This is a genomic window from Streptomyces fulvorobeus, from assembly GCF_013167895.1.
In the GTDB taxonomy this organism is placed as follows: Bacteria; Actinomycetota; Actinomycetes; order Streptomycetales; family Streptomycetaceae; genus Streptomyces; species Streptomyces fulvorobeus.
This window is the reverse complement of the sequence record NZ_BLWC01000001.1, coordinates 1,846,473-1,873,467: the sequence shown is the minus strand read 5'-3', so window position 1 is coordinate 1,873,467 and position 26,995 is coordinate 1,846,473. Positions and strand designations below refer to the sequence as shown.

23 protein-coding genes and 3 pseudogenes are annotated in these 26,995 nt (G+C 67.8%); 18 read left to right on the top strand and 8 right to left on the bottom strand.

The genetic code is table 11. The features are described 5' to 3' along the window. Positions 1 to 161: 161 nt before the first annotated feature. Together Sfulv_RS08480 and Sfulv_RS08475 are read right to left on the bottom strand one after the other, a co-directional pair. The gene (locus Sfulv_RS08480) at positions 162 to 479 is read right to left on the bottom strand and encodes a 4a-hydroxytetrahydrobiopterin dehydratase (RefSeq protein ID WP_173313110.1); all 318 of its coding nucleotides are present in this window, start codon (positions 477 to 479) and stop codon (positions 162 to 164) included. 2 nt (positions 480 to 481) lie between these two features. Beyond that, positions 482 to 1,726 (bottom strand): NsdA family TPR-like regulatory protein, encoded by a 1,245-nt coding sequence (locus Sfulv_RS08475; protein WP_173313109.1) that lies wholly within the window; start codon positions 1,724 to 1,726, stop codon positions 482 to 484. Between the two features lie 319 nt (positions 1,727 to 2,045). Here Sfulv_RS08475 and Sfulv_RS08470 point away from each other — a divergent pair, with 319 nt between their 5' ends. Further along, on the top strand, positions 2,046 to 2,258 hold the full coding sequence (locus tag Sfulv_RS08470) for a hypothetical protein (RefSeq protein WP_173313108.1): 213 nt from the start codon (positions 2,046 to 2,048) through the stop codon (positions 2,256 to 2,258). 18 nt (positions 2,259 to 2,276) lie between these two features. Here the strand turns inward: Sfulv_RS08470 and Sfulv_RS08465 are convergent, their stop codons facing one another. Continuing rightward, positions 2,277 to 2,516, bottom strand: a complete 240-nt coding sequence (locus Sfulv_RS08465) for a helix-turn-helix domain-containing protein (protein WP_256668839.1) — start codon at positions 2,514 to 2,516, stop codon at positions 2,277 to 2,279. A 1,185-nt stretch (positions 2,517 to 3,701) separates the two neighbouring features. On the opposite strand from Sfulv_RS08465, the gene Sfulv_RS08460 reads away from it, so the two are divergent. Then, positions 3,702 to 4,529 (top strand): glycoside hydrolase domain-containing protein, encoded by an 828-nt coding sequence (locus tag Sfulv_RS08460; RefSeq protein WP_173313107.1) that lies wholly within the window; start codon positions 3,702 to 3,704, stop codon positions 4,527 to 4,529. Positions 4,530 to 4,763: 234 nt separating this feature from the next. On the opposite strand, the gene Sfulv_RS08455 is transcribed toward Sfulv_RS08460, so the two are convergent. Next, complete coding sequence (locus Sfulv_RS08455) at positions 4,764 to 7,016, bottom strand: N-acetylmuramoyl-L-alanine amidase (protein WP_173317696.1); 2,253 nt, start codon at positions 7,014 to 7,016, stop codon at positions 4,764 to 4,766. 443 nt (positions 7,017 to 7,459) lie between these two features. Here Sfulv_RS08455 and Sfulv_RS08450 point away from each other — a divergent pair. The 11 genes and pseudogenes from Sfulv_RS08450 to Sfulv_RS31140 all read left to right on the top strand — a co-directional run. Next, positions 7,460 to 13,317 (top strand): annotated as a pseudogene (locus Sfulv_RS08450) (RHS repeat-associated core domain-containing protein); the annotation flags it as partial. A 165-nt stretch (positions 13,318 to 13,482) separates the two neighbouring features. Beyond that, positions 13,483 to 14,097: a polymorphic toxin-type HINT domain-containing protein gene (locus tag Sfulv_RS08445; protein WP_173317694.1), complete on the top strand. Its 615-nt coding sequence runs from the start codon at positions 13,483 to 13,485 to the stop codon at positions 14,095 to 14,097. Between the two features lie 82 nt (positions 14,098 to 14,179). Continuing rightward, positions 14,180 to 14,416 carry a hypothetical protein gene (locus Sfulv_RS08440; protein WP_173313106.1) on the top strand — a complete coding sequence of 79 codons (237 nt, stop codon included), beginning with the start codon at positions 14,180 to 14,182 and terminating at the stop codon, positions 14,414 to 14,416. Positions 14,417 to 14,937: 521 nt separating this feature from the next. Beyond that, the gene (locus Sfulv_RS08435; RefSeq protein ID WP_173313105.1) at positions 14,938 to 15,117 is read left to right on the top strand and encodes a transposase; all 180 of its coding nucleotides are present in this window, start codon (positions 14,938 to 14,940) and stop codon (positions 15,115 to 15,117) included. Continuing rightward, positions 15,063 to 15,245, top strand: a complete 183-nt coding sequence (locus tag Sfulv_RS08430; RefSeq protein ID WP_173313104.1) for a hypothetical protein — start codon at positions 15,063 to 15,065, stop codon at positions 15,243 to 15,245. The genes Sfulv_RS08435 and Sfulv_RS08430 overlap by 55 nt, the downstream gene beginning before the upstream one ends. After that, a complete protein-coding gene (locus Sfulv_RS08425) occupies positions 15,242 to 16,159 on the top strand; it encodes an IS3 family transposase (RefSeq protein WP_173313103.1) in 918 nt (305 codons plus the stop codon). The genes Sfulv_RS08430 and Sfulv_RS08425 overlap by 4 nt, the downstream gene beginning before the upstream one ends. A 635-nt stretch (positions 16,160 to 16,794) precedes the next feature. Continuing rightward, positions 16,795 to 17,194, top strand: a pseudogene (locus tag Sfulv_RS31440) (hypothetical protein); the annotation flags it as partial. Positions 17,195 to 17,216: 22 nt separating this feature from the next. Continuing rightward, positions 17,217 to 18,032 (top strand): polymorphic toxin-type HINT domain-containing protein, encoded by an 816-nt coding sequence (locus tag Sfulv_RS08415; protein WP_173313101.1) that lies wholly within the window; start codon positions 17,217 to 17,219, stop codon positions 18,030 to 18,032. 115 nt (positions 18,033 to 18,147) lie between these two features. Next, the gene (locus Sfulv_RS08410; RefSeq protein ID WP_173313100.1) at positions 18,148 to 18,447 is read left to right on the top strand and encodes a hypothetical protein; all 300 of its coding nucleotides are present in this window, start codon (positions 18,148 to 18,150) and stop codon (positions 18,445 to 18,447) included. Further along, a complete protein-coding gene (locus tag Sfulv_RS08405; RefSeq protein ID WP_173313099.1) occupies positions 18,444 to 18,956 on the top strand; it encodes a hypothetical protein in 513 nt (170 codons plus the stop codon). The genes Sfulv_RS08410 and Sfulv_RS08405 overlap by 4 nt, the downstream gene beginning before the upstream one ends. Positions 18,957 to 18,975: 19 nt before the next feature. Further along, positions 18,976 to 19,062 (top strand): annotated as a pseudogene (locus Sfulv_RS31140) (hypothetical protein); the annotation flags it as partial. Between the two features lie 63 nt (positions 19,063 to 19,125). Here the strand turns inward: Sfulv_RS31140 and Sfulv_RS08395 are convergent. Continuing rightward, the gene (locus tag Sfulv_RS08395; protein WP_173313098.1) at positions 19,126 to 19,287 is read right to left on the bottom strand and encodes a hypothetical protein; all 162 of its coding nucleotides are present in this window, start codon (positions 19,285 to 19,287) and stop codon (positions 19,126 to 19,128) included. Here Sfulv_RS08395 and Sfulv_RS08390 point away from each other — a divergent pair. Further along, positions 19,286 to 19,846: a hypothetical protein gene (locus Sfulv_RS08390; protein WP_173313097.1), complete on the top strand. Its 561-nt coding sequence runs from the start codon at positions 19,286 to 19,288 to the stop codon at positions 19,844 to 19,846. The genes Sfulv_RS08395 and Sfulv_RS08390 overlap by 2 nt on opposite strands. 53 nt (positions 19,847 to 19,899) lie before the next feature. Further along, positions 19,900 to 20,967: an NAD-dependent epimerase/dehydratase family protein gene (locus Sfulv_RS08385; RefSeq protein WP_173313096.1), complete on the top strand. Its 1,068-nt coding sequence runs from the start codon at positions 19,900 to 19,902 to the stop codon at positions 20,965 to 20,967. A 3-nt stretch (positions 20,968 to 20,970) separates the two neighbouring features. Here the strand turns inward: Sfulv_RS08385 and Sfulv_RS08380 are convergent, their stop codons facing one another. Together Sfulv_RS08380 and Sfulv_RS08375 are read right to left on the bottom strand one after the other, a co-directional pair. After that, positions 20,971 to 22,077 (bottom strand): sensor histidine kinase, encoded by a 1,107-nt coding sequence (locus Sfulv_RS08380; protein WP_173313095.1) that lies wholly within the window; start codon positions 22,075 to 22,077, stop codon positions 20,971 to 20,973. Further along, entirely contained in the window at positions 22,074 to 22,838 is a 765-nt protein-coding gene (locus tag Sfulv_RS08375; RefSeq protein ID WP_173313094.1) for a response regulator transcription factor, read from the bottom strand. The genes Sfulv_RS08380 and Sfulv_RS08375 overlap by 4 nt, the downstream gene beginning before the upstream one ends. 246 nt (positions 22,839 to 23,084) lie before the next feature. On the opposite strand from Sfulv_RS08375, the gene Sfulv_RS08370 reads away from it, so the two are divergent. Genes Sfulv_RS08370 through Sfulv_RS08360 form a run of 3 tightly spaced genes read left to right on the top strand, consistent with a single transcriptional unit; the run spans position 23,085 to position 25,284 of the window. Beyond that, positions 23,085 to 23,789 (top strand): glycosyltransferase family 2 protein, encoded by a 705-nt coding sequence (locus Sfulv_RS08370; protein ID WP_173313093.1) that lies wholly within the window; start codon positions 23,085 to 23,087, stop codon positions 23,787 to 23,789. Next, positions 23,786 to 24,463, top strand: a complete 678-nt coding sequence (locus Sfulv_RS08365) for a TIGR04282 family arsenosugar biosynthesis glycosyltransferase (protein WP_246353055.1) — start codon at positions 23,786 to 23,788, stop codon at positions 24,461 to 24,463. The genes Sfulv_RS08370 and Sfulv_RS08365 overlap by 4 nt, the downstream gene beginning before the upstream one ends. Positions 24,464 to 24,489: 26 nt before the next feature. After that, entirely contained in the window at positions 24,490 to 25,284 is a 795-nt protein-coding gene (locus Sfulv_RS08360; protein WP_173317690.1) for a class I SAM-dependent methyltransferase, read from the top strand. 325 nt (positions 25,285 to 25,609) lie between these two features. On the opposite strand, the gene Sfulv_RS08355 is transcribed toward Sfulv_RS08360, so the two are convergent. Continuing rightward, positions 25,610 to 26,920 carry a molybdopterin-dependent oxidoreductase gene (locus tag Sfulv_RS08355; RefSeq protein ID WP_173313092.1) on the bottom strand — a complete coding sequence of 437 codons (1,311 nt, stop codon included), beginning with the start codon at positions 26,918 to 26,920 and terminating at the stop codon, positions 25,610 to 25,612. Positions 26,921 to 26,995 lie beyond the last annotated feature (75 nt).

The following is a 26,995-nucleotide window of genomic DNA, read 5'->3' as shown; positions in this document are numbered from 1 at the left end:
CGGACGGGCTGATGTGCCGACGTGATGGAGCACCCGCACCGCCCGACCCCGCCCCTTCACCTGGGCCCGCCCTGGAGCCGTCGCGACGGCAGTACCCATGAACCACCACGCCCCCTGTCCCTGCTTCGGCAGGCGGCGGGGGCGCTTTCGTGCGTCCGCGGTCAGGCGCCGGGCTCGGCACCATGCGCTGCTGCGATCTGGTCGATGCGCTTCGCGAGGTCGAAATCGGCGTCGGTGAGCTTGTGGCCCGCGTCGTGAGTCGTGATCCCGAACCGCACGCGATCCCACCGCAGGTCGATGTCCGCGTGGTGCCCGATCAGCCGCTCGACATCAGCGACGTGCACAATCATGGCGACACCCCCGTGATACCGAATGCCGAACGTCCGGGTGATCTCATCGCCCACTCGCGACCATCCGCGGAGCTCCAAGAGACGCCCCTCGATCGCACTGTCCGTCAGCGGTACCGGTCCCTTGGCCATGCTCAGCTCCCTTCGGTCACAAGCTCCAGAATCTCCGCAAGATCCCGGCCGACCGGGGCATCCTGCCACGGACGCATCGCCCGCTCCAGGGTGGTCAGTTCCCGAGCCATGCGGGCAGACCTTGTCTCGACTGCGATCGTCGCGACCGTGCGGGCGATCTCTACCGCCTGATCCGGCTCACGGGCTGCTGCCGCGGCGGTTGCCTGCCGGGCCATGTACACCCCGCGGTCCCGACGCGCGGTCTCCGGCACGACCGTGAGGACTTGGGACCACAGGGCTCCGGCTTCCGCACCGAGGCCGAGCCGCCCGTAGCAGGTGGCGCGCTGCACCTCCAGATACCCGGGCGTCCGGCGGCAGGCATTGCCCCATGGCAGGTCGTCGTCGACTTGGGGAAGAAGACGGCCGGCCTGGTCCAGGAGCTGATCGACCGATCGGCGATCGTCCGTGAGGCTGGCGCCGTGGGCCTGCTGCTGCATTGCCATGATCCGCACCTTGGGGACGAGCCGGTCGGCATCGTCGAGGGCGGCCTCACACAGGTCGACGACAGCGTGCCCGTCGCCCAAGTCCGTGCGGACCTGCGCCTGATTCACCAGGGAGTAGCCGATCAGGTGCGGGTCGCGGGACCGCATTGCGATCTCCTGCGTCACCCCCCGCCAGAAGCTGGCTCCGTCCATGTCTCCGGCGTCCTGGTACAGCCAGCCGACGAGCGCCGCATACGCGGCACCGACGCGCAGCAGGCCGCGGCGGGTCTCGTCCTTCGCGGAGCGGACCAGCTTGTCGATGAGCTGGTACTGCGCGGACACCGTGCCGATCAGGTCGTGCGGGCCGAGGAACATGTCCGCCCGGTAGTGGCCCTCCAACTGTTGCTGGAAGTAACCGATCAGGGCGGGGTCGACGTGCTGCGGCGCCACCGGACCGGCGACGAGCGCGGCCGCGGTGACGCCCACGAAGGCGCGTCGTCTCACATCTGCCTCTTCATGATGCTCGGGCCGGATCCAGCCCGGCGGGGTCGAGAAGCCGAGATCCTCCGGCCACCGGCCGAGCGCATCGTGAATGACGATCGCTGTCTCTTCGGCCGGCCACCCGGGCCGGTCGCCTTCCCACCGACGCCAGGTCCGCGCGGACACGGCGAACTGGCGGTCGTCCAGGAGCTGCTGCCCGTGCTCGGTGATGGCGGTGGCCGCGGCTTCCATGGTCCGCCATCCGGCGCGGAGCCGTGCGGCCCGTAGAGCGTCGTTGCGGCTCATGTGCCCAGTCTGAGGTGTCATCGTTCGCGCTCCTGGCCATGGCCGCTACGTGGCCACGCGTGGCCATTCGACGACCTATTACCTACTCGACGTGCACACACATCATCAGGGTGTGACAGCGGGCCGTACAGCGAAGTGGCTGGACGCCCCTCAATCGACGTAGGCCGGGGCCAACCGTGATGACGATCAAGGTGTACGAGGTGGACCGGTACGGCGGGACGCGAATCGTTCGCCCGGAGGCCGAGGTGGTCCCGCTGGAAACTGCGGAGCCGAGCTCCGCCTATCCGGCCTGCAAGTGCGACGAGTGCACGCGGCCGTCATGACCGCCGCCGCCAGGCCGCTTCCGAAGCTGGACACGCTGACGTGGGACCAGTCCTCCGGCCGCGCCTGCGTCTGGTGCAAAAAGCTGCTCACAACCGGCGCGGTCCACGCCGGCACGATCCGCGAGCGGATGGGCGCCCACAACCTCGACACCGAAGTGTGGGCGTGCCCCCTTTGCGCCGCTGGCGAAGGAGCTGCTGCTGATGTGTGAACGGAGCGTCGGGCGGGGCTACTCCCGGACGAGGTCGGCGAGCGGCACCCCGATCGCGTCGGCGATGCGGAGCAGGGAGTCGAGGAGCGGGCTGGACCTGCCGTGCTCGATGTCCTGGTACGCGGACCGGTCCATGCCGGTGCGCTGCACGATGTCCTGCTGGGTGAGGTTGGCGTGCAGTCGGGCGGCTTGTATCTGCTCGCCGATCCGCCGCCGTCGTTCCATGATCTGCGGGTCTGGCGGGATGACGCGTGGCACAGCTCCCACGCTGACCGTTCATGATCGTTATGTATGCAGGATAGAACCCGCATTGTGTGATCATGACCGGGCTCGGGTACCCACGTGATCAAGAACCTCCCCGCCTCGGCGGGGGATGGACCACTCCGGCCGATGTCTCCCCCGGCAGGTGGTCGGAGTGCTCGCCGCGTCGCTTGCCTCGGCTAGGGACGTAGGGCGAGAAGCGGAGCCCCAGCCGTGCAAGCGGCTGGGGCTCTGTTGCGTCAGGCTGCTCATTGCCGTGCGCTGAAGGCTGCGAGACAATAGCTAAAGTGCCTGGCCAGCCCCTCATGAGGAGGAGGGGCGTGCGTGAGCGGTGCGTGAGCGGAGGTCCCGCAGACTCCCAGAATTGCCGGAGTCTGCCAGCGTGGGGGACCGGCAACACCCCTGATAACCAGGGCATTCGGAGTCAGCCAGAGTGAGCCAGTCTCCAACCTGGCGACTCATAATCCGTCGGCCGTGGGTTCGAGTCCCACCCGCCCCACCGAGCATCCCCAGGCAGAATCGTTCTGACCTGGGGAAACGCGTTCTCCGGGGGCGTTTCGCGTGTGGCGTTTGCCTCGTGGCGGTGTGGTGAACGTGGGTCCTCGCGCATCGAAGATGAGCTCTGAACGGCTTTGACCTGGGGTTTTGTAGTGGCGCCTTCGTGGGAGCGTTATGAAGGGGGTCCCACCCGCCCCACCGCGGGGGGTCCTTGCCTGGCACGTTCTGCGGTCCGAAGCGCTGTGGGCGAGGGGAGCGTCGCTTGTGGACGGTCTGCGTGACGTCGCTGGTCGGCCGAGGGCGTACTTTCTCCTGGCCTGAGCGGGCTGGAAGCTTGGCCTCGGGGGAGTAGGAGAGGGTCTCGCATGGTCCCTGTCCTTCTGGCCTCTGGTGCGTTCGTAGCCGCAGAACTCTCCCTGGCGAGCCGGCGATGTCCTGCTCGGTTCGTCGACGTAGGCGAAGAGCGGTAGGCGAGAGGCATTTCGCTGTCACGCGGAGTCTTGCGTCCGCCTCGGTCACGACGTGTGTGTCGGCTACTGTGCGATGCGCTCCGGACTTTCAGAGCACGGCGTTGCGCCACTGTGGGCGCGGCGCTGCACCTGGGACTGCGTCAGGCCTCTGCCAGAGGGCGGACCGCTGTCCCGGGTCGGAGGCGGCCACGGGCCGCACTGAATGGGGTGGGGAATGTCCAGACATCGGCTGTCCAGGAAGAGCCGTTACATCGCGTGGGCGACCACGGGGGTCGTGGTGGCCGCGGGTGCCGGTTTCGCGGCGCAGACATCCATGGCGGCTACCGCTTGGCCGGCACAGAAGACGTACACCGGTCGGGCGTTCGACACGTGCACCGCACCTTCGCTCAGTGCGATGAAGGCGTGGCGCACGGGGTTCTACGGCGCTGCCGCTGTCTACATCGGTGGAAAGAATCGTGGCTGTGCCCAGCCCAACCTGACCAAGTCCTGGGTGAAGTCGGTCAACGCCACCGGGTGGAAGGTCATCCCGCTCTACGTCGGCGCGCAGCCGCCCTGCCAGAAGAGCGCGAACCCGGAGAGGTTCACCTCCTCCACGGCTGCCTCCGTCGGCGCGAGCAACGCCAGGGACGCGGTGGCCAAGGCGTCAGCACTCGGGATGAAAGCCGGCAGCCCGATCTACCTGAACATGGAGTCGTACGACATCACCGACAAGGCGTGCAACGACGCCACCCTCACCTACGTGCGTTCCTTCACCAAGACGCTGCGCAACGCGACCTACCGTGGCGGGCTGTACGGTTTCAGCAGTTCCAGCGCTGCGGCCATTGCCACCGCCGCGAACAAGACGGACCTGCCGGGCAACCTCTGGTACGCGCTGTGGGACAAGAAGAACACGACCACCACGGATTGGCCGTGGAAGCCGACCCAGTACACCAACCACAGCCGCGGCCACCAGTACATGGTCAACAGCAAGGAAACCCGCGGCGGTCACGCCATCACCGTCGACCGCAACGCCTGGGACGCCCCGGTCGCAATCATCGGCTGATGCACATGCGCGGTCGTTGACAGGCATCAAGGCCGCCAGCCCGGCCGCGGTGCAACCGGGCGAGGCATTGACGGCTTGGATGCGGGAGATCGACGGGTACAGGCCGAAGCCGGGATTCCGGCCGCTGTCCCCTTTCCTGGCCCTATGAGAGGGGCCAGGGAAGGGGACGCCGACATCCAGCCCTTCCGATGCGCTCACCGGACCGCACGGTCCTGGTTGCGCGTTCGCGGTCGGCTACTTGAGGTAGAGGAGACCGTCGGTGGTGATGGTCGGGCGGCCGGAGGTGCCTGCCACGACGATCTTGATGGTGTGCTTCGCGCTGTTGGTCCAGGTTTTGGTCCAGATGGCGTCGCGGTACTTGGTGGTGGACGACTTCAGGTCGACGGTCGCCGCCTTGGTGCCGTCGACGTAGATGTGCGCTTGGCCCGATGTCGCGGCGCGGGAGACTGTCCAGGCTGCTGACCGGCCGGTGAACGTCCAGGTGAGTGAGGCGTTCTTCGAGCTGCTGGAATACGACTTGCCGCCCAGGTAACTGGTGGATGACTTGGCCGTCCACGTGCCGGACTTCGTGGCTGTCGTCTCCTGCAGAATCACCGGGGTGGCGGAGACGGATGCAGAGGCGGCGTTTCCGGCGTAGTCGTATGCCGTCATCTTCCATGCGGTCGCGGTGGCGGACTTGGCCGCATGCGACGCGCTGGTCGTGGTGGGTCCGTAGGTCTTCGCCAGCGGTGAGACCAGGCGCACCTCCTTGAGAGCCGCACTGTCGGTGGCCTTCCAGCTCAGCTTCAAGGGTACGGCGGCGGTGCTCACGGTGCCGGTGCGCAGGCTCAGGGCTGGTTTGGCGGTGAAGGAGGGGGCGGCCGTCTCGGCGATGACGGTGGTGGAGGCGCTGGTCGACCTCTTGCCCGAGAGGTGGGTGGCGCGCACAGCCACGGTGTGAGTTCCGATGGTGAGGGTGGCCTTCGCCGAGGTGGACGTGCCGGCGGTCGTGGCGACGGATCTGCCGTCGACCAGGAGCTCGTACTGCTTGATCAGTACGGCAGGGGTGGTAGCGGACCAGGCCACCGTGACGCCGGCCTTGGTGTAGTGCTTGCCGCCCGACAGACCGGTTCCGGTGAGGGACTTGACGGTCAGGCCGGAGACGGGGCCGGCCGCCAGGGTGCGGATGGTGGTGAGCTGGTTGTAGAACGCGTCGCCGGGGCACTGCGTGTTGTACCCGTCGCGATGGCCATGGATGACGGGGAAGGGCAGGTGAGCGCCCTTGGCCCAGCTCTTGCGAAAGTAGTTGGTGCCGGCATCGCCTGCGGTCAGTGTGGTGGTGCCTGCGGGGTCCACGCCGTACTGTCCCAGCTTCCACGCGGCGATCCGGGCGACGGCGAGCAGTGCGGCCTGGGGAGGTGCGGTGTCGGTGTAGGTGCCCAGTACGGAGATGCCGACGGTCTCCGCATTGAAGCCGTAGGCATGGGCGCCCTGGACGGGCCGGTCTACGCCGCCCTTGCGGCCTTCGTGAATGGTGCCGCACTTGTCGACGAGGAAGTTGTATCCCACGTCTTTCCAGCCCAGTTGCTTGACGTGATAGGCGTAGATGCCGCGCACGACTGCCGGGGCCTGGGCGCACGTGTAGGTGTTGGACTCGGCGGTGTGGTGGACCACTACCGCCTTGATCTTGCCGTCGGGCAGGTAGCCCGGTTCCTCCGGGCTGATCGACTCATCGGCACCCCAGTCGGCACGGGAGGTGATGGGTGGCTGCGGCATGGTGCTCGGCGGGGCGGTGGGGCCCGTGTCGGTCGGCGCCGGGGTCGGGACCGTCGGGGTCGGGGCCGTGGGAGTCGGGGTTGCGGATGCCGTCGGCGTGCCGGGCTCGGCAGGAGGTGACTCGGAAGCCGAGGGCGACTCGCTCACCGGCGGTTCAGCGGAAGGCTCCTGGTCAGCAGGGACTTGGGTGTCCGGGGAGGCGCTGGGCTGCGGCTCGGCGGATTCCGAGGGGGCGACGGTCGGTGCGTCCGTCTCCTCGACCGCGAAAGCGGCGGGCTCGATGGCGCTCGCGTCACCGGTCCCTGGGTCCACCATGTCCAACCGCAGACCGGCCGGTAGCCCGGCGGACGTTTTCCCGTTCGAAGCCACACGGGCCTCGACGCCGTCGGACGGTCCCACCCAGGCCGGTTCGGTGCCGCCGCGGGCAGCCCCGTTCTCCCCTTGCCCGCTGTCCCCGTCCAGCTCCAGCCACGGCGACCACTTCCCGGTCGTCAGGGAACGGGTACGGACTTCGACCCTCCCCGTGACTCGGGCGCCGGGATCGGTCCAGGTCACACCCAGCATGCTGAACCGCTCCGCGTCACGGCGTGCCAGGGAGGCACCCGTCCCGTCGTCAGCGTTCCGCAGCTGCGCGGTTGTCGCGTGGGCCGTGACGGGCTTCGAATCGCTTCCTCCGCCGACGACGTTCTCTGTGCGGCCAGTCACCCCTTGAAAGATCAGGACCCCGGTCAGTCCGGTCACCACGGCCGCAGCCGTTCCCCATATTCGACGCCGCTTCACGCAGCCCCACCCCTCGCTCGGTTACCCTGCGACCCCACACGGGGCACGTACTTCACAGGTTCGACCAGAACGTACACCGTCAACTGGCCCGCATATTCAACTGATTCGAATGATCAGGTGTGAATTCACAAAAGCGGGGTAGAAGCTTTTATTTTTTCGATGCAAAGTGACCGAGTTCACATCACTCTTCGCGAGCAGTCCGTCGCTCTCGGGTGTATCTGCCTGGGTTCGTGATCTTTTCCTCCTCGTTACCTTCATATTTGCATCACATAAGGGATGCGTAAGCAGCAGGAGACCGAGGAACGATGACGGCTCACACACCCGCGCACCACGAGCGCGGGAAACCATGGTCGGGCAAGAGCTTGCGCTACATAGCGGGAAGCCTTGCTCTGGCCCTGGCAGTCACTCTGATCGACGGCACAAGCACAGCGCTGGCCACCGCACCTGCGACGCCCGCAGCGCCGAAGAAGGCGGCGGCCACTCAGGCCGCAGACATCCCTTCCGCCCGCGTTGCCGCACGTCTGTCCGGTAAGCGTGTCGAAGCGCTGTCCGAGCGCACAGAGACGTCCACGACCTGGGCCAACAAAAACGGTTCGCTGACGACAGAGCTTGCCGCCGGCCCCGTCCGCTTCCAGGACGGCACCACCGACCAGTGGCGAGACGTGGACCTTGACCTAGCCACCAAGCCCGACGGCTCGGTACAGCCCCACGCGCACCCCCGCGGCCTGAAACTCGCGGGCAGGACAGGAACCCCCGCCACCTCTCTCAAGTCCGCGCAAGCCTCGAAGGCCACCGACCTGGTGACGCTCGGCGAGGGCGATCAGCAGATCACCCTGCAGTGGAAGGGTGGACTGCCCGCGCCCAAGCTGACCGGCACGCGGGCCGAATACGTCAACGCCGTCCCCGGCGCGGACGTGGTGGTCGAGGCGACGCGTACAGGCTTTGAGCAGTACGTCGAGATCAAGCAGAAGCCCGCCACCGACGGCTACACCTACACGCTTCCTTTGAAGGCCAAGGGGCTCAAGGCCAAGCAGCAGGCCGACGGCAGTGTGGTGTTCACCGACAAGAAGAACAAGAAGCAGGCTGTCATGCCTGCCCCGGTGATGTGGGACGCCACCGTCGACCAGCGCTCAGGAGAGCACACCCGGCGAGTACCCGTCGCGATGAAGGCCGTCACCAAGGGCGCTTCCGTCGACCTGGTGATAACTCCTGACGCGAAGTTCCTCACCGACCCGGCCACCAAGTATCCGGTGACGGTCGACCCCTCCACCTCATCCTTGTCCAACGTTTTCGACACGTACGTCCAGCAGGGCGAGACCGTCGACTGGTCGGCCGACGTCGAACTCGACCTGGGTAACCCGGGCACGAAGAACGCCGACGGCACCCCGCGCACGGCGCAGTCCTTCATTTCGTGGAACACCTCGCCGATCCAGGACGCACTGGTCCTGAACGCAAAGCTGTCCCTGTGGAACTTCCACTCGGGCAACAACCTGGACTGCAAGAACCACCCGTGGGAAGTCTGGTCGTCGCCTGCGGCTTCCACCTCCAGCCGGTGGACGAACCGTCCGACGATGACAGCGAAGAAGGCCACCTCCACCGAAACGCGCGGCAACACATCGTGCACCGCACAGCCTGACGGCTGGATCAACGCCGACGTAACCACTCTGGCGCAGGAGTGGGCGTCGGCCAAGGCCACCCGAGGCCATATGGGGCTGCGCGCCACCGACGAGAGCGCAATCGCGCAGTGGAAGCGGGTGAACTCCGCTAACGCCGCCTCCAACCCGCCGAAGCTGGTCGTCAACTACAACTACCGGCCCCGTACCGGCACCAAGCAGGAAGCCGGTCCCCCCTACTTTTCCTACGGTGGGGCCTACACGGTTAACACCACGACGCCGACCCTGCGTGACACGTTCGTCGACGCCGACGGTGACAAGGTCAACGGCACCTTCCAGATCTTCGACAACGCCACCAACACCCAGGTCGGCGACGTCATCGTCTCCAAGTACGTGCCCTCCGGGCAGGTCGCCTCGGTGACCGTTCCCGCTGGTGTACTCGCCAACGGCAAGACGTACAAGTTCCGCACCTCGCCGTACGACGGGGCGCACTACAACGTCGGCTGGTCAGCGTGGAAGACCTTCACCGTCGACACCACCGCGCCCTCCGCTCCGACGAAGATGGTCTCCACCGACTACCCGTCCAGTGCCTGGGTCAAGGGTGCGGGCCAGGCCGGCACGTTCACAGTGACCCCACCCGCAGCCGATCACCATTGGCTCGAATGGTCCCTGGATGGAGTGAGCTGGACCAAGCTCGGCACCAGCGGTGCCACCGGGGACAAGTCGGTCTCCATCACACCCGCTCGCGACGGCACCCACACCCTGCAAGTGCGCTCGGTCGACAAGGCTGACAATAAGTCCGAGGCTATCGACTACACCTTCCACGCAGGCCCCGGAGGCTTCATTCAGCCCTCCGAGGGGGAGCGCACTGCCCGCCGCCTGCCGCTGGTCGCCGAAGCCGACGGTGCCAAGTTCGACGAGGCGTCGTTCTCCTGGCGCCGCTCGGAGGCCGACCCGTGGGTGAAAATTCCTGCGGGTGATGTCACCTCCGGCGGCTCCGCGTTGACCGCCTGGCCCGTTCCGCTTGCGGGTGGCAAGAACGCGGCCCTGACGTGGAATGCCACCAGTACGGTCGACCCTGACGGCACCGTACAGATCAAGGCAGACTTCACCGGCCCGGGCAGCGCCACCGGCAGCACTCAGCCGCTGACCGTGGTCGTGGACCGTAACGCAGATGGCGCGGCGTCCGACGAGGTCGGCCCCGGCTCAGTGAACCTGCTGACCGGCAACTACACGCTCTCCGCGACCGACGCGTCCTCATTCGACATGTCGATCAGCCGCTCGGCGTCCTCCCGTACCCCGGACGCCGCAACGAAGCAGGTGGGTCAGGCCCCCATCTTCGGCAAGGAGTGGGTTAGCGGCACTGTGGCGGAGGCTACGGACTCGGAGTACTCCCACCTGCGCAAGACATCCGACACGGCCGTTGTAGTGGTCGACTCCGGCGGTGAGGAGACCCACTTCTCCGCCAATGCGGCGAGGAACGGATGGATCCCCGAACCCGGCGCGGAGGACCTCACTCTGAAGGGCAGTGTCAGCGGCACTTTCAGCCTCGCAGACACCGAGGGGACCGTAACAGAGTTCACCAAGCCCGATGCTGCGTCTGAGTCCTGGCAGGTCTCCAGCACCCTGCTGGACGGTCTGGCCAGTTCCTCAACCACTGTGGTTTCGGAGACCGTCACTGTCGACGGCAAGAAACTGGCCCGACCGAAGCGGATCATCGCCCCGACGTCGGCCGCTACGACCGCTGCGTGCACTGCAGATCCGGCTACCAAAGGCTGCCGTGTCATGGAGTTGGTGTACGCGACCTCCACCACCGCCACCGCCGGCGTTCTCGGTGATGTCAGCGGTCAGGTGAAGGAGGTCCGCCTGTGGTCCACCGCGCCCGGCGCCGGCGCCGCGACGTCCAAGTCCGTGCAGATGTATCTGTACGACGGCTCCGGTCGACTGCGCCAGACATGGAACCCGCAGATCACACCGTCGCTGAAGACGGAATACGCCTACGACAGCGCGGGCCGGATCACCAAGCTCACCCCGCCGGGCGAACTGCCGTGGACGTTCACTTACGGCAAGGCCGGCTCCAGCACCGCGGCCGGAGAAGGCATGCTGCTCAAGGCATCGCGTCCTGGCCTCAAGCAGGGCACGGTCGATGTCATTGAAGGTGAGGCCGCGACCAGTATCGTCTACGACGTCCCCCTCACCGGAGCGAATGCCCCGTACAAGCTGGGTGCTGCCGATGTGAAGACGTGGGGGCAGATGGACGCACCCGCCGATGCCACCGCCGTCTTCCCCGCCGACGCCGTCCCCGCTGCGAACTCCGGCGACACCCTGGCCTCGATGTCCTACGGCCGCGCGGACGTCACCTACCTCGGCGTATCCGGACGCTCGGTGAACAGTGCGACGCCCGGCGGATACATCACCACCACCGAGTACGACCGGTTCGGCAACACTGTTCGTGAGCTCACAGCCGCCAACCGTGGGCTCGCCCTCGGAGTGACCGCCGCCGACCGGACGGCACAGGCCGAACTCGGCATCGCGAGCCTGGCTTCTGCAGAGCGGGCGGAACTGTTGTCGACTCGCTCGCTCTACAACGACAACGGCACCCGGGAACTGGAGGAACTCGGCCCGCTGCGGCGCGTCGATCTGACCTCGGATCTGAAGTCCGGAACCACCACCCTGGTGGCTGCGGGCACCCCGGTGTTCGCCCGCAGCTGGACGGTCAACGAATACGACACAGGCCGACCGACCGACGGCACGGCCAAGGTCAGGAACCAGGTGACCAAGAGCACCACCGGTGCCCAGGTCCGCGAGCACCCCACTGTCCTGGGCGAGAACCGGGTCACCCAGACCGTCTTCGACTGGGCCGTCGGCCTGCCGACGAAGTCCGTCCAGGACCCGGGTGGGCTGGCCATCACCACGACGACCGAGTACGACGACCAAGGCCGGGCCGTCAAGACGCTCAACACCGGCAGCACCGGCACGGATGCCGGGGCGACGGTGACCCGCTACTGGTCCGCCACTGGAACCGGCAACTGCGCCGGACGCCCGGAGTGGGCCGACCTGGTCTGCTCTGTCGGCCCCGGCGGAGCGATCACCGGCGGCGGCAGCAATCCTGCCGAACTGCCCACCACCACGACCGAGTACGACTGGTGGGGCAACGCGACCAAGGGAGCCGAGACCGCCAACGGCGTCACCCGCACGACCACCACGTCCTACGACGCGGCAGGCCGTCCGACCTTCGTCAAGGTGACCGGCGGCACAGGCCAGACAGTCCCTGACGCCACCACCGAGTATGACCCGGCGACCGGCCAGGAGACCAAGATCGTCTCGTCCACCGGCGGCACGGTCACCCGGACCTTCGACAAACTCGGCCGTCAAATCTCCTACACCGACGCAGACGGCGGCAAGACCACGACCGAGTACGACCTGCTCGACCGCCCGGTCAAGATCAGCGACTCCGTCCCGTCCACCGTCACCTACACCTTCGACCACACCACCGAGCCACGCGGCCTGGCAACGAAGACCACCGACTCCATCGCCGGTGTTTTCCAGGCCACTTACGACGCCGACGGCTCGGTCGCCACGGAGAAGCTTCCCGGCGGCTACACCGTCATCCAGACCGAGGACACCACGGGTTCGCCGGTCGACCGCACTTACACCCGGGACAGCGACGGCACCGTCGTCATGTCCGACGCGGTCACCGAATCCGTCCAGGGCCAGACCACCAGCCACGCAGGATGGTCCGACCAGAGCTACCGCTACGACGCCATCGGCCGCCTGACGACGGTCGACGACACCGTGGAGACGGTCTGCACCCGCCGGACCTACGGGTTCGACAAGCACAGCAACCGCACATCCCTGACCACCGCTGCCGCAGCCCCGGCCTGGACTGTCCGACCACCGGAGGAACCAGCAAGACCTCCACCTTCGACAGCGCCGACCGCATCACTGACTCCGAATACGTCTACGACGCCTTCGGCCGCACCACTACCCTGCCCGGCGGCGCGAGCGTCGGCTACTACGCCAACGACCTCGCCTACCAGCAGACCGCGAACAACAAGCGCCAGACCTGGCAACTCGACGCCAACCATCGCTTCCGCTCCTGGACGGTCGAGACCAACACCGCAGGCACCTGGTCGCCCACGGAGAACAAGCTCAACCACTACGACAGCGACAGCGACAACCCCCGCTGGATCATCGAGAACACGGCCACCGGTGCCCTGACCCGCAACGTGGACTCACTCTCCGGGAACCTCGGCGCGATCACCAGCGCCACCGGCGACACCGTGCTCCAGTTCACCGACATCCACGGCGACATCGCCTTGCAACTCCCGCTCAACGCGGGCGAAGCACCCATCGCCCTGGACACCGACGAGTACGGCAACGCACGCACCGACCAGAAAGCCGTCCGCTACGGCTGGCTCGGCGGCAAACAGCGCTCCAGCGAGACCGTCGCCGGCTATACCCTCATGGGCGTACGCCAGTACAACCCGGCCACCGGTCGCTTCCTGTCCGTCGACCCAGTCCAGGGCGGCAACGCCAACGCCTACGAATACTGCACGGCCGACCCCATCAACTGCTTCGACCTCGATGGTAAGTGGGGGTGGAAGAAGATGTTCAAGAAGGCCAAGCGCTGGGCCTGGCGCAACAAATACGACATCGCCCTCACCGCAGCCGGCTTCATCCCCGGCCTCGGCGCCGCCGCCTGGGGCTACCGCGCCTACCGCGGCTACCGCGCCATCCGCGCAGCACGCACCATCTCCCGCAGCTGCCGCCGCAACTCCTTCCTCCCCGACACACCCGTCGTCATGGCCGACGGCAGCACCAAGCCCATCAGCGACGTCACCAAGGGTGACCTCGTGCGGGCTGCCGACGAGGTGACAGGCGAGCTCACCATCTCTCCCGTCACTGATGTGATCATCGGTAACGGTCTGAAAGACTTGGTGACCCTGTCCGTCGACGCGGACGGCGACGGACAGTCCAAAACAATCACCGCCACGGCCGGCCACCCCTTCTACATCCAGGGCCGTGGCTGGGTCGACGCCTCCCAAGTGAACGCCGGATCGCGCCTCATGACACCGGCCGGAGGCATCCCGACGGTCACGGCCACACGCCGCCATGGAGAGGTACGCCGGGTCTTCAACCTGACGGTCAGCGGCAGCCACACCTTCTTCGTAGTGGCCGATGGGCAGTCCGCCCTCGTTCACAACTGCGCGCGCTATATACCGAAGAAGCGGAACGTCAAGAACTGGTGGGCCCCTCGTTCAAAGTCGAAGGCCGCCGCCGTTCAGGCCGCCAAGCGCGCCGCCCGTTACGGCGGACGCTGCCGCTACCGTGACGTGTGCGCTTCCGGAAACCACGTCCACGTTGACTTCATCAATCGACGGGGCCGGATCTTCCGGACGAATCACTATAGGTGGTAGATGACGCTGGGGCGGTCTGGTTCTCCGGACCGCCCCAGCGCCCGTCCTTGTACACAGCAGAGAATGAAAAAGGGAGTTCGCTATGAGCATCGATCCTCCACTTGAAAAGCTGATCTCCGCCCTGCGCCACCACGCCCGGGTCATGTCGCTGTCGGACGTTCCCCTGAAAGAGGGGACGGCGGCGTTCGAAGAGGTACGTGCCGCTGTGCGTAGCTACTCCGACGCGATCTTTGAAGTATCCGGTTGGGGGAGTCCGTTCACGAACGTGGATGAGATCGAAGACGATGACCTCGACGACGAAGCGGATTCGGACCTCTGAGGTGAGCGAACAGACCTGACCGGAAGAGCGATCAGGGGAGCGCCAGGATCAGCACGTCTGCTCGATATAAAGGAGCTCGCGGCCGTCCGCAGAAGTGAACTGGTAGGGCTGGTAACTCGGCAGACCGTCGCTATCGATACGGTCCTTGATGCTGGCCCATGCTGCATCCCTTTCCTCTGGGGGTACGCACCGCAGACGGTCACCGGCGCCCTCACCGATGATCATCACATCGGCTGTGCGGACACGCCGCTTCGCTAGTCGCACATCCAGGGGGCCCCGGTGGACAAGCCATCGGCATCCGTCCGCGTCCACGAGCTCTCCTGTGCCTGCGGGAGACAGGGCAAGAGGGCCGTCAACGGGTTCCGCTGGCTCCAGGGACTCCAGCGCTGCGGCGAAGGTCACGGTTCTAGGGCGTTTTCTGGGCATACAAGCAGTCTCTCATTTCGTGTGACTGAGGTTCCCCCGAGATGCGGAAGGTGGTGACAGAGGGGCAGATGGTTCTCATGAGAGGAACATCGACCATGGCTGCCCCCAGGAAGTACTCGCTGGAGTTGCGTGAGCGTGCGGTGCGGATGTATCGCACCTCGGATCCGAAGCCGCAGATCAAGAAGCTTGCCGTCGACCTCGGCGTCCACCCCGAGGCCCTGTGGGCTGGATCCGGCAGGCCGAGGCCGATGCCGGCGAGCGGAATGACCGGCTGACCACCGACGAACACGCCGAGCTGGTGGCCCTGCGGAAGGAGAACGCCCAGCTCAAGTGGGCGAACGACGTACTGCGGACGGCCTCGGCGTTTGTCGCGGCGCAACTCGACCCGACCCGGCCCAGGTGACCGCGCTCTTCAACGAGCATCCGCACCTGGGAGTCGAGTGCGTACTTCAGGAGCTTTCCATCGCCTCCTCCACCTACTACCGCTGGCGCCGGGCCGAGAAGGAGCCCTGCGAGCGGCGGCGGCGCGACGTCGAGCTTACCGGGCAGATCAAGGAGGTCCACGCCGAGTCCGGTGGCATCTACGGGTCGCCGCGCGTGCACGCCATGCTGAAACGCGAGGGCGTCCACGTGGGCCGCAAGCGCGTCGAACGGTTGATGCGCGAGGCCGGTCTGGCGGGTCTCAGCCCACGCCGCAAGGGCTTCACGCGCCGCGATCCCAAGTCCACGCTCGCCCCGGACCTCGTCAACCGGGACTTCACCGCCCAGAGACCGAACCGGCTGTGGGTCACCGACCTGACGATGATCCCGACCGCCGAGGGACCGCTGTGGCTGTCCGCGATCCGCGACGCGTTCTCCCGCCGGGTCGTGGCCTGGGAGACTTCCGCCCGCGCGGACGCCGACCTGGTCCTGTCCAGCCTGGAGTACGCGCTCGCCTCCCGCGAGATTGAGCCCGGCAAGCTCGTCCACCACGCCGACCACGGCTGTCAATACACGTCCATTAAGCTCACAACCCGCCTTTTGCGGGCCGGTATTGAGGCGTCGATGGGCTCGGTCGGCGACAGTTACGACAACGCCCTCGCGGAGAATCTGTGGATGCTGACGAAGACCGAGTGCGTCCGCAGCCGTGTCTTCGCCACCAGGGCCGAGGCGAACCTCGCGCTCTTCGAGTACTTCGACGGTTTCTATAACAGCCGGCGCATCCAGAGGCGGCTCGGCTACCTCAGCCCGATCGAGTTCGAGGAGAAGCACTACGCCGAGCAGGCAACGGCCGAACGAGTGAACCTGAAACCCCGCCAACCTTCTCTGACCAGCTGATCAGCACCTCCCGAGTGACGGGGGAACCTCAGACGCGAGGATGGCGATGCGCTGTGGTCTCCATGTAGGCCGCTGCGCGGCGGGCATGGCTCATCAGCGTGTCGTAGTCATTCGACGGGGTGATTTCGAAGTATTCGAGGTTGGTGAGCGCTTCGAGGTTGTGGCCGGGTGCCCAGTAGCAGGACTCATCCGGACTGTTATCGAAGAACCTGGCTGAGGGAACCACCGAGCACCGGGCGCAACACACAGCGCGTAACCCGCTATCCACTACGGAACGTAACCGTGCGCGGCAGTCAGATCCCAGCCGTGGCCAGGTATGCCCACTGTGACGCGGCGGTGAGCCGATTGCGCTGAACGCGAGATCGTTCTCATGCTCATCGGGAGCGGTGCTTGTTCAGGGCGGACAGGAAGCGGTGTGGCGAACGCCTAACCGGTCCCGGTTCGAGCGGGAGCGAGCGGGATGCAGCGGGGTGGAAACGCGCACCTTTGTCCGTTGTTTCTGTATCGTCGCAGGTGGGACGCGTCACCGGTTTAGGTTCGAGTCCCACCCGCCCCACCAAGAGCCCCAGGAAAAACCTTCTGACCTGCGGAAACGTGGTTTGGGAGGTGTTTTGCGTGTGGTGTGTGCCTCCTCCACCTTCGACAGCGCCGACCGCATCACCGACGCCGGATACGTCTATCTTCGGCCGCACCACTAGCCTGCCCGGCGGCGCGAGCGTCGGCTACTACGCCAACGACCTCGCCTACCAGCAGACCGCGAACAACAAGCGCCAGACCTGGCAACTCGACGCCAACCATCGCTTCCGCTCCTGGACGGTCGAGACCAACACCGCAGGCACCTGGTCGCCCACGGAGAACAAGCTCAACCACTACGACAGCGACAGCGACAACCCCCGCTGGATCATCGAGAACACCGCCACCGGTGCCCTGACCCGCAACGTGGACTCACTCTCCGGGAACCTCGGCGCGATCACCAGCGCCACCGGCGACACCGTGCTCCAGTTCACCGACATCCACGGCGACGTCGCCCTGCAACGGCAAGTGGGGGTGGAAGAAGATGTTCAAGAAGGCCGAGCGCTGGGCCTGGCGCAACAAATGGGACATCGCCCTCACCGCAGCCGGCTTCATCCCCGGCCTCGGCGCAGCCGCCTGGGGCTACCGCGCCTACCGCGGCTACCGCGCCATCCGCGCCGCACGAACCATCGCCCGCAGCTGCCGCCGCAACTCCTTCCTCCCCGACACCCCCGTCGTCATGGCCGACAGGAGTACCAAGCCCATCAGTGACGTGGCCGTAGGCAATCGGGTACAGGCTGTCGACGAGGTGACAGCAGAGATCACCATCTCCCCCGTCGTGGACGTGATCACCGGTGCTGGCTTGAAGGAACTGGTGACCCTCTCCGTCGACGCAGACGGCAACGGCCGCTCCCAAATGATCACCGCCACGGCCAACCACCCCTTCTACACCCAAGGCCGTGGCTGGCTCAACGCGTCAGAACTCTCCACCGGGTCGCGTCTGATCAATACGAGCGGTACGACGCCTGTTGTCACGGCAACCCGTCGCACTCAGGCGGTCCGCACTGTTTTCAACCTGACTGTCGCTGGCAGCCATACCTTCTTCGTGGTCGCTGACGGGCAGCCGGCTCTCGTGCACAACTGCGGCCCGCGAAACAGCAGCAAATGGTTCAGCAACAAGAGGAAGGCATACCAGCAGCGCCGAAAGGACCACGCGCGGCTGAGTCGGAGGGGCTACAGCTGCGAGCTCCGTGGCCCGTGCAGCAAGGGTGGCCACTCCCACCTCACGTGGCGCAAGAACGGTCGGTACGGCACCATCCACTACCGCTGGCACGGACGTGGTCTCGGGCGCCGGGGCTGATCAGAAGACGCTTCACAGCTGACCAGTAGAGTCGATTCCCGTCACAGGGACTGGGTGGCGAGGCAGCCTTTCGGCGGCCTCGCCACCCGCAACCGATGGAGTGAACATGGGTGGTATGAGTGCCAGAGCCCGAGTCGCGGGCTCGGTGATCGCATACGCGGTCCTGGCCGACGAGAGCAATGCCTGCGACGCTCTCGACGAAGTAGTGGTGGCATCGGACAGCTGGGCCTCGGCTACGACGCTCATGCGCGCGTGCGGCTACCGCAAGGTTCCCCGGCGTACCGAGAGCCGCGACGTGCCCCATGAGGCACTCGAAGTCGCCTTCGCGACTCCCGGCACGGTTTTCCGTAAGCGCTTCATGGCGGAGACTTCCTGGGCCCCCGCCTCCCGCACAGAGAGCAGCGAGCGCCCGTGAGCATGCAAGACCGCCTCGACGAGTTGATCGTTGCCCTGCGGCAGCACGCTCAGGTCATGTCCGCACCGGATCAGGCCGGTGAGGCCGGCATCGAAGCGTTTGAAGCCCTCAGAAGAGCTGCAGCCGCATACGGTGAGTGTGTTCGTGAACAGACTCACTGGGACAGCCCCTTCGCCGAGCTTGAGGAAGACAGCTGGGAAGACAGCTCGGAGGAACTCGACGCCACATCGGAAGCAGAACAGGACAGGGATCTTCTCGTGGTGTCAGGCACTTGGACATTCGAGGTGACCGACCGGGACGCATGGAGCAGATTCGCGGCCGACCAATTGGAGTCCGCCACCCCCGCGCTGCGGCAGCTCAGCGGCGACCCTGCCGAGGCCGCCTCCGCGCTGTTGTCGCACGACGGCCTCTCGGCATGGCTCGGTGCTCACGGCGTCGCGCTGCTGGCCGACGACTGGACCGTCCGCGATACGGAGGAGGAGCTGCCTGAGGACGACCCGGAAGAATGATCGCCCTGCCCATACGTGACTGGCGGGCCTGACCCACCGGGACATCAAGCCGTCCAACATCATTGTCAGGTCCAACGGCAAAGCGACGGTCGTCGACTTCGGCATCACCAAGAGCAGCGACGCCCGACACGACATCACCACCACCGGCGTCCTGATCGGCACCCCCGGCCTACATGGCGCCCGAGTGCTTCAGCGGCGCCTTCGACCACCGCTCCGAGCCGCCGATGCGCCGCACCGCGCCCGTCCGCGCCGCGGGGTCCTTGCGGGTCTCGACGGCCAGGCGGGTCGCGCGCTCGCGCAACTCGTCAGGGTACTTACGGGGAGCAGCCATGATCGGCATCCTTCCGGGTCTTCGATGTCTCCATCAAACCCGGGGCGGTTCACTGGCGTCCGCCCGGAATCACTGGGCCTGGTTGTTGAGTCAGCCCTGCCCCGCTGCCGAGGTCTGGCGTGAACTGCGCCTTCAGGTAGGACGGCGGGCCGACCGGATCGGACCACGGGACCCGGGCCTGCTCGTGCTGTACGGGCAGCTCCCGGACGGGTGCGCCGACAGTGTGGTGTTGTGCCGCTGGATCGGCTTCGACGTCGATGAGGCGGCCGAGCCGATGGGCGCCGAACCGCCCGCAGTCGAGGTGGCGCTGACCGTCGCCCGGCGCACGCTGCCACATCTCATCGGACGGTCTTCAGCGGGGACACCGGCCGCCGACCAGCGTGAGCACAGGAAGATGCGCGCACACCAGATCCGTAACCTGCAACTTCACGATGCACACCACTCCCTGATCACCGAAGATGCCATCACGAGTTCAAGCTCAGTGGGAACGGCATGGCAAAGACCTGGGCGTGGGATAAGAGTCCGCGTCCCCCACGACACGTCCCTTACGGTCCGGTGACATGCCGAGCCAACGGCGGACCACTCGGCTCCGGACGGCCTACCGTGAGCGACATGCGCGTTCTTGTCACCGGCGGCGCCGGGTTCATCGGCTCGGAGATCGTCCGGACTCTCAGGTCGGCCGGACACGAGGCGGTGGTGCTCGACGCCCTGCTCCCCTCGGCACACGGCACCACCCCCTCGTCACCCGGAAACGGGCTCATCACGGCGGACGTGCGCGACCGGGACGCCGTGGACCGTGCACTGTACGGCGTCGACGTGGTCTGCCATCAAGCGGCGATGGTCGGCTTGGGCAAGGACTTCGCGGACGCGCCGGACTACGTGGGGTGCAACGACCTCGGCACCGCCGTGTTGCTGGCCGCGATGGCCGCGGCTGGGGTACGAAGTCTGGTGCTCGCCGGATCGATGGTGGTGTACGGAGAGGGCAGGTACGACTGTCGGCGGCACGGCCCGGTCCGGCCGGGACCGCGCGCCGAGGCCGATCTGGCCGCCGGCCGGTTCGAGCCGCACTGCCCTTCATGCGGCACGGAGCTCGTGCCCGGGCTGGTCGGCGAGGACGCGGCGATGGATCCGCGCAATGTGTACGCGACGACCAAGCTCACCCAGGAACACCTCGCCTCCTCATGGGCGCGGGCGACGGGTGGCCGGGCGGTGTCGTTGCGCTACCACAACGTGTACGGGCCGGGGATGCCGCGTGACACACCGTACGCGGGTGTCGCCTCCTTCTTCCGTTCCGCGCTGGCCCGGGGAGACTCCCCCCGCGTATTCGAGGACGGAGGCCAGCGCCGGGACTTCATCCACGTTCGGGACGTGGCGGCCGCCAACGCGGTGGCGGCCCGGGCGGTGGCGGGACTCGGCCCGGGAAGCTTTGCCGCGTACAACACGGGGAGCGGGCAGCCCCGCACCATCGGAGAGATGGCCGCGGCCTTGACCTCGGCTTCCGGAGGCCCCGAGCCGGTGATCACTGGTGAGTACCGGCTCGGTGACGTACGCCACGTCACCGCCGACTCGCGGCGGCTGCGCGATGAACTGGGCTGGAAGCCGGAGGTGGGATTCGCCGACGGGATGGCGGAGTTCGCGACGGCACCCCTGCGGGAGACGTCCGCAGGCGTGTCCGCCTGAGCCTCACGCCACCGGCAGGGTCACCTCGAAGCGACAGCCACCCGTGACGTTGCGCACCTCCGTCCGTCCGGCGTGTGCCTCGACGATGCCCCGGACGATGGCGAGTCCGAGCCCCGCGCCTGCGGGCGGCGTGCGGGCATGGGTGCCGCGCCAACCGGTGTCGAAGACTCGGGACAGGTCATCCTCCGGGATCCCGCCACAACCGTCTGTCACTGACAGGACGACCCCGGCACCGTCGCGGTGCGCTGCCACCGCGACGGTGCCGTCCGCGGGGGTGCGGCGGATCGCGTTGGTCAGGAGGTTGCCGAGCACCCGGCTCATCTCCTTGCCGTCGACCTGTACGGGCACCGCCTCGACCCGGCCGCCGACCAGCCGCACGCCGTGCTCACGGGCCAGGGGGTCGGCACCGGCGAGGGCGTCGCCCACCAGGTCGTAGACGGAGGTGCGGGTGGGGCTCAGGGTGAGCGAGCCCGCGTGGATGCGGGAGAGCTCGAAGAGGTCACCGACCATGTCGTTCATCCGCTCCACCTCGGTGCGTATCTGCCGCAGATAGCGCCGGGAGTCGACGGCCATGCCGTCCTCCAGCGCTTCGGCCATGGCGCGCAGTCCGGCGAGCGGGGTGCGCAGGTCGTGCGAGATCCAGGCGACGAGTTCACGCCGCGAGGTCTCCAGGGCCCGCTCCCGCTCGCGTGAACTGTCGAGTTTGGCGCTGGTGGCGGCCAGCTCGCGAGTGAGCGCCGCGAGTTCGGCGGTGGCCGGAGCCTCCGGGGCCGCGAAGGTGCCGCCCTCCCCGAAGGAACGGGCGGCGAGGGTCAGATCGTGGCTTCTCGCCGCCACCCATCGGCCCAGCAGTATCGCGGTGACGAGCGAGACCACGGCAGCCATGGCGACGACGGTGGTGACCACGGAGAGGTCGTGCGGCGACAGGAACATCGCCCAGGCAACGGCCAGCGTCCCGGCGAGCATCGCGGTGACGGCTACGGCGGCCACGACGGTCAGAGACACGACGAGCGAGCGGTGCCGGGAGATCCGCAGCACGAGTGCGCCGAGCAGTCCGGCGGCGGCGGCGCCCAGGAACGCGAGGAGCGCGATGAGAAGGATGTCGGTCATGAGAGAGATCCGGGCTCCGGCTCGGTGGGAGCGACGGAATCAGCCCCCGGGTCCGGGGGTAGGTCCAGTCGGTAACCGACGCCCCACACCGTACGGATCAGCTCCGGGCGGGCCGGATCGTCCTCCACCTTCCCGCGCAGACGACGGACATGGACCGTGACGGTCGACAGGTCTCCGAAGTCCCAGCCCCAGACCCCGCGCATCAGCTCCTCCCGGGTGAAGACCCGGCCCGGGTGGCGCAGGAGAAAGGTCAGCAGGTCGAACTCCCGCAGGGTGAGGGAGAGCGCACGGCCCTCGCACGTCGCGCTCCTGGCTGCGGGATCGAGGACGAGGCCCGCACCCCGGAGCAGGGCCGACCGGGCGGGGGGAGCCGAGGCCGCCCTGGCACGGCGCAGCACGGAGTCGACACGCAGGACCAGTTCGCGAGGGCTGAACGGCTTGGTCACGTAGTCGTCCGCCCCGGTTTCCAGCCCGAGGATGCGATCGTCCTCGTCGCCGCGCGCGGTCAGCATGATGACCGGCACCGGTCCATGCGCCCGCATACGGCGGCAGACCTCGAATCCGTCCATGCCGGGCAGCATCAGGTCAAGGACGACGAGGTCCGGGCGCCGGGCCGCGTACCGCTCCAGTGCGGCCGGGCCGGCCGCCGCCCGGGTCACCTCGTATCCGGCCCCCGTCAGATACCCGGCGACCACCTCCGCGACCGTGGGGTCGTCGTCCACGACGAGGACGTGGCCGCGGGTGGGGCCGCTGGGGGGCATGTCCCTGGTGCCGGGGCCGTCCCCGGCGGCGGCGTTCCGTTTCCCGGGAGGCCGCCGTCACGCGCCGAGCGGGTGCAAGCCACTCGGTCGGCGGAGCGGGGTAGTGATGGGTACGGGTACATGTCACCACCTTGGCACCTGCCCCTGTCGAGCGGGGACGTCGTCGCGCCACCGGCTGCCCGACGTCCATATTTCGTAAGAATCTGGAAGCCGATATGTCGCTTTCGGCTCCGTAGGGTGATCGGCATGACTCCTCCTTCCGGTACTCGCGGCCCTCGTGCTGACATCGTTCTGCCCTGTCTGGACGAAGCCGCCGCCCTGCCCGCGGTGCTGGCCTCCGTCCCTCGTGGGTGGCGGGCGATCGTCGTGGACAACGGTTCCACCGACGGCTCGGCGGAATTGGCCCGGTCCCTCGGCGCGACCGTGGTCCGTGAAGCACGACGCGGCTTCGGCGCGGCGTGTCACGCCGGGCTCCTGGCCTCCGAGGCGGAGTTCGTCTGTTTCTGCGACTGTGACGGTTCGATGAATCCCGGTCTGCTGCCGGACTTCGTGCGCCGCGTCGCCGACGGCGAGAGCGACCTCCTGCTCGGCCGTCGCCGGCCCCAAGGGCGCCGCGCCTGGCCACTGCACGCGCGGGCGGGCAACGCGGCGCTGGCCCGGATGCTCCGTCGCCGCACGGGGCTGCGGCTGCACGACCTCGGGCCGATGCGGGCCGCGCGCCGGACCGACCTGCTGGGACTCGATCTCACCGACCGGCGCAGCGGTTATCCGCTACAAATGGTGGTGCGCGCCGCCGACGCGGGCCTGCGGGTCACCGAGACGGACGTCCCGTACCTCGCGCGGACCGGGAAGTCGAAGGTCACCGGTACATGGCGGGGCACCTGGCACGCCGTACGCGACATGCGCTCCGTGCTGGGCGAGCCCCCGGTCCGTGCGCAGGTCACCCGATGAGCTCGTCCTGCGCGGGCCGGGCCCGCGACGCGCCGACCGGGATGACGACCCTGCTGGTGATCGCGAAGGAACCGCTGCCGGGCCGGGTCAAGACCCGGCTCTCTCCGCCCTTCTCTGCCGTCGAGGCCGCGCGCCTGGCCGAGGCGGCTCTCGCCGACACCCTGCGAACCGTCTGCTCCCTGCCCGCCGCGCGGCGCGCCGTCGTCCTGGACGGAGCCCCCGGGCCGTGGCTGCCGCCTGACGTCGAAGTGGTGGAGCAGTGCGCGGGTGGCCTCGACGAACGCCTCGCCGCCGCGTTCGGAGCCTGCACCGGGCCAACCCTCCTGATCGGAATGGACACCCCGCAGGTGACGACGACCGACCTGGCCCCCGCCCTCTCCACCACTGCGTGGAACGACTGTGACGCCTGGTTCGGGCCCGCCGAGGACGGCGGGTTCTGGGCGCTGGGCCTGGCCGAACCAGACCCCCGGCTTCTGCGCGGCGTCCCGATGTCCGTACCCGAGACCGGCGCGGTGCAACGGCGCAGGCTGGTCGACGCCGGACTGACCGTCCGGGATCTTCCCCGACTGCGGGACGTGGACGTCGCGGTCGACGCCGCTCACGTCGCCGCACTCGCCCCGCACGGACGGTTCGCCGCCGAACTCGCCCGCCTGACCCGGGCCGTGGCCCGATGAACCGCATGGGCCGGGACGGCGGCGTGATGAGCCCTCCGTACCCGGACGCCACCTCGTGGGGGACCGGCTCACGGAGCGGCGACCCGTACACCATTGCCCTGCGCAACGGACACGGCCCGCTCTATCTCCGCCGTACGGACGGCTGGCTGTTGCCGCTCGATGTCGAGCGCTGGTGTGCCGGGGCGGACGCGGCGGACCTGTCGGCGCTACGCCGTTGTGAGGGACCCGTCCTGGACATCGGGTGCGGACCCGGGAGGCTGGTGGCCGCGCTCGCGGCCCGCGGTCACCGCGCGCTCGGTATCGACGTCAGCGATGCCGCGATCGACCGTACCCGGCGACTCGGTGGTTCCGCCTTGCGCCGGTCGGTCTTCGAACCGCTTCCCGGGGAGGGCCGCTGGGGCACTGTCCTGCTCCTCGACGGCAACATCGGCATCGGCGGCGACCCGTCCCTGTTGCTGCGGCGGACGGCGGACCTGCTCGCCACGGGCGGGCTCCTCATCGCCGAGACCGCCCCCCAGGACATCGACGAGCGAGCCCAGGTGAGGCTGGACGACGGACGCGCGTCCGTCGCGGGACCGGAAGCGACCGAGCCGTTCCCCTGGGCCCGGATGGGTACCCCCGCACTGCTGAGATACGCCCGCGCCCACGGGCTGCACTCCGTCGATCAGTGGGATGCGGACGGCCGCCCTTTCGTCTGCCTACGACGTAGTCGGACCGTCCGTACCACCAGCCAGAATGCCGACACCAGGAACAGCGCGGCCGTGATCAGAAGCCAGTTCCCCAGGAAGACGTCGGGAGACAGCCCGCTCGCCGGCTCGTAGCGTTCGGCCTGGCGGGTGATCAGTGGGAACCAGACGAGCAGCAGCAGTCCGGACAGAAGCACCGGCACCCGGACGAAGTTCACCAACCCGGGCCGCCTGTCGGCGAACCGGCACAGCAGGCGGTCCGCGGACGCGTAGACCGGAACCAACACCAGGTCGTGCACGAGGGCGGCGCCGACGAACCACACGACGACGCCGACGGCGTCTCCCGCGAGCAGCCGTACCCCCGCATAGCCCGCCAGGGCGAAGGAGGCGGCCGTCAGCAGCAGGTGCAGCGGCCCCTCCCCGTACAGGCGCCGCACGACGGCTCGCGGGTTCATCCTGCTCACAACGATCCAAAGGTCAGCCGGGACACCCATTTGGTGTTGAGTACACCTGGGGCCGCCGGGACGATGATCCGTGCCGGATATCCGTGATCGGGTGTCAGATCCTCGCCGTTGACCTGCAGAGCCAGCAGCGAGCTGGGGTCGCGCACCTGGTTGTCGCGCAGCGCGGCGCGGCGGAAGGGCCCACTGCGCTGCATGGACTCCACGAGCAGCCCCGGCACGCCGTCCGGGTATCCGGCGAGCACGGCCAGATCGCTCAGCCTGACGCCGCGCCACCGCTGGTCCGATGTCGACCAGCCCTCCACGCACGCGATCGGGAGCGCGGCGCTGTACTGGTCCATGGCCATCAGGTCTCTCCGCGTGAGCCGGAGATTCCCGGCCGGCCCACTGACGGTGAGCCACCAATTCTCCCCCGTGTCGGCCGTGGTCACACCTGCGGCGGCGGCCGTCTTGTTGATCTGAAATCCGCCTGGACCGGAGCCCGGCTCATCGACGCCGTGGGGAGCCAGTACGGCGAGACGCCGCAGCGGTCCGTCGAAGCTCCGCCCCACCGAGGTGATCAGCAGGACCAGCGAACCGGCGCCCACCACGGCCAGCGCTCCCCGGCGGGAGATCGTCGGCGCGGACGGAGCGGGAGACTCCAGCGGATCGCCCGGGCTCGCCTCGCTCAGCCGACCGGAACGCAACACCCGTACGGCTTGCGGCATCCGCAGCGCAGCGTGGGTGAGAAACGCGGCGAAGAAGACCCAGGCCCCGTAGAAGTGCAGCGGGTAGAAGGAGCCCGGGAACAGGTACTCCAACTGGATGTTGAGCAACCCGGTGACGAACTCGAACAACGCCCCACCCACCAGGAGCAGCAGCGAGATCCGTTCCAACGCGTGCCCGAGGGAACGAGCCGGGGGCAGCGCGAAGAGCTTCGGCACGACCGACCAGAGCTTGGCCAGCAGTACCGGGACGAGCACGATGCCGAGGGTGACGTGGAGCCCCTGCGTGAGCCGGTACAGCCAGTGCGGCCCGGTCGGCCAGGCGAAGAGGTAGAAGCCCAGCAGCCCTTTGCCGGGCGTTTTGTCGTTGACCGGGCTCAGGTCCGGGTTGTACGCGGCATACGAAAGCAGACCGGTCACGAACAGCACGGTGATCCCGATGAGCAGGACGAGACCGAGCACCGCGGTGAACCGCACCCCGCGCACCGGGCTGCGCCAGTACCCCGACGAGGAGGGGGTGTGCGCGAGGATCGTTGTCACCCGTCCGCCGAGGAGTCGGGAGAGGGGTGCGCGTGGGGTTGGAGTGATTCTGCGACTGTCGCCCATGCCCTGACGCTATGCCGGGATCTGCGGAGCGAAGCGGTTGCGACTCCTGACGAATCGATGACGTCTCCCCACGCA

Coding starts and splice junctions, on each gene's coding strand:
- Sfulv_RS08380 (WP_173313095.1), bottom strand. CDS start 22,077: ATGACCGACATCCTTCTCATCGCGCTCCTCGCGTTCCTGGGCGCCGCC.
- Sfulv_RS08415 (WP_173313101.1), top strand. CDS start 17,217: ATGTTCAAGAAGGCCGAGCGCTGGGCCTGGCGCAACAAATGGGACATC.
- Sfulv_RS08370 (WP_173313093.1), top strand. CDS start 23,085: ATGACTCCTCCTTCCGGTACTCGCGGCCCTCGTGCTGACATCGTTCTG.
- Sfulv_RS08435 (WP_173313105.1), top strand. CDS start 14,938: ATGGCTGCCCCCAGGAAGTACTCGCTGGAGTTGCGTGAGCGTGCGGTG.
- Sfulv_RS08480 (WP_173313110.1), bottom strand. CDS start 479: ATGGCCAAGGGACCGGTACCGCTGACGGACAGTGCGATCGAGGGGCGT.
- Sfulv_RS08460 (WP_173313107.1), top strand. CDS start 3,702: ATGTCCAGACATCGGCTGTCCAGGAAGAGCCGTTACATCGCGTGGGCG.
- Sfulv_RS08385 (WP_173313096.1), top strand. CDS start 19,900: ATGCGCGTTCTTGTCACCGGCGGCGCCGGGTTCATCGGCTCGGAGATC.
- Sfulv_RS08395 (WP_173313098.1), bottom strand. CDS start 19,287: ATGGCTGCTCCCCGTAAGTACCCTGACGAGTTGCGCGAGCGCGCGACC.
- Sfulv_RS08445 (WP_173317694.1), top strand. CDS start 13,483: ATGGCCGACGGCAGCACCAAGCCCATCAGCGACGTCACCAAGGGTGAC.
- Sfulv_RS08410 (WP_173313100.1), top strand. CDS start 18,148: ATGAGTGCCAGAGCCCGAGTCGCGGGCTCGGTGATCGCATACGCGGTC.
- Sfulv_RS08375 (WP_173313094.1), bottom strand. CDS start 22,838: ATGCCCCCCAGCGGCCCCACCCGCGGCCACGTCCTCGTCGTGGACGAC.
- Sfulv_RS08475 (WP_173313109.1), bottom strand. CDS start 1,726: ATGAGCCGCAACGACGCTCTACGGGCCGCACGGCTCCGCGCCGGATGG.
- Sfulv_RS08390 (WP_173313097.1), top strand. CDS start 19,286: ATGATCGGCATCCTTCCGGGTCTTCGATGTCTCCATCAAACCCGGGGC.
- Sfulv_RS08470 (WP_173313108.1), top strand. CDS start 2,046: ATGACCGCCGCCGCCAGGCCGCTTCCGAAGCTGGACACGCTGACGTGG.
- Sfulv_RS08440 (WP_173313106.1), top strand. CDS start 14,180: ATGAGCATCGATCCTCCACTTGAAAAGCTGATCTCCGCCCTGCGCCAC.
- Sfulv_RS08365 (WP_246353055.1), top strand. CDS start 23,786: ATGAGCTCGTCCTGCGCGGGCCGGGCCCGCGACGCGCCGACCGGGATG.
- Sfulv_RS08360 (WP_173317690.1), top strand. CDS start 24,490: ATGAGCCCTCCGTACCCGGACGCCACCTCGTGGGGGACCGGCTCACGG.
- Sfulv_RS08355 (WP_173313092.1), bottom strand. CDS start 26,920: ATGGGCGACAGTCGCAGAATCACTCCAACCCCACGCGCACCCCTCTCC.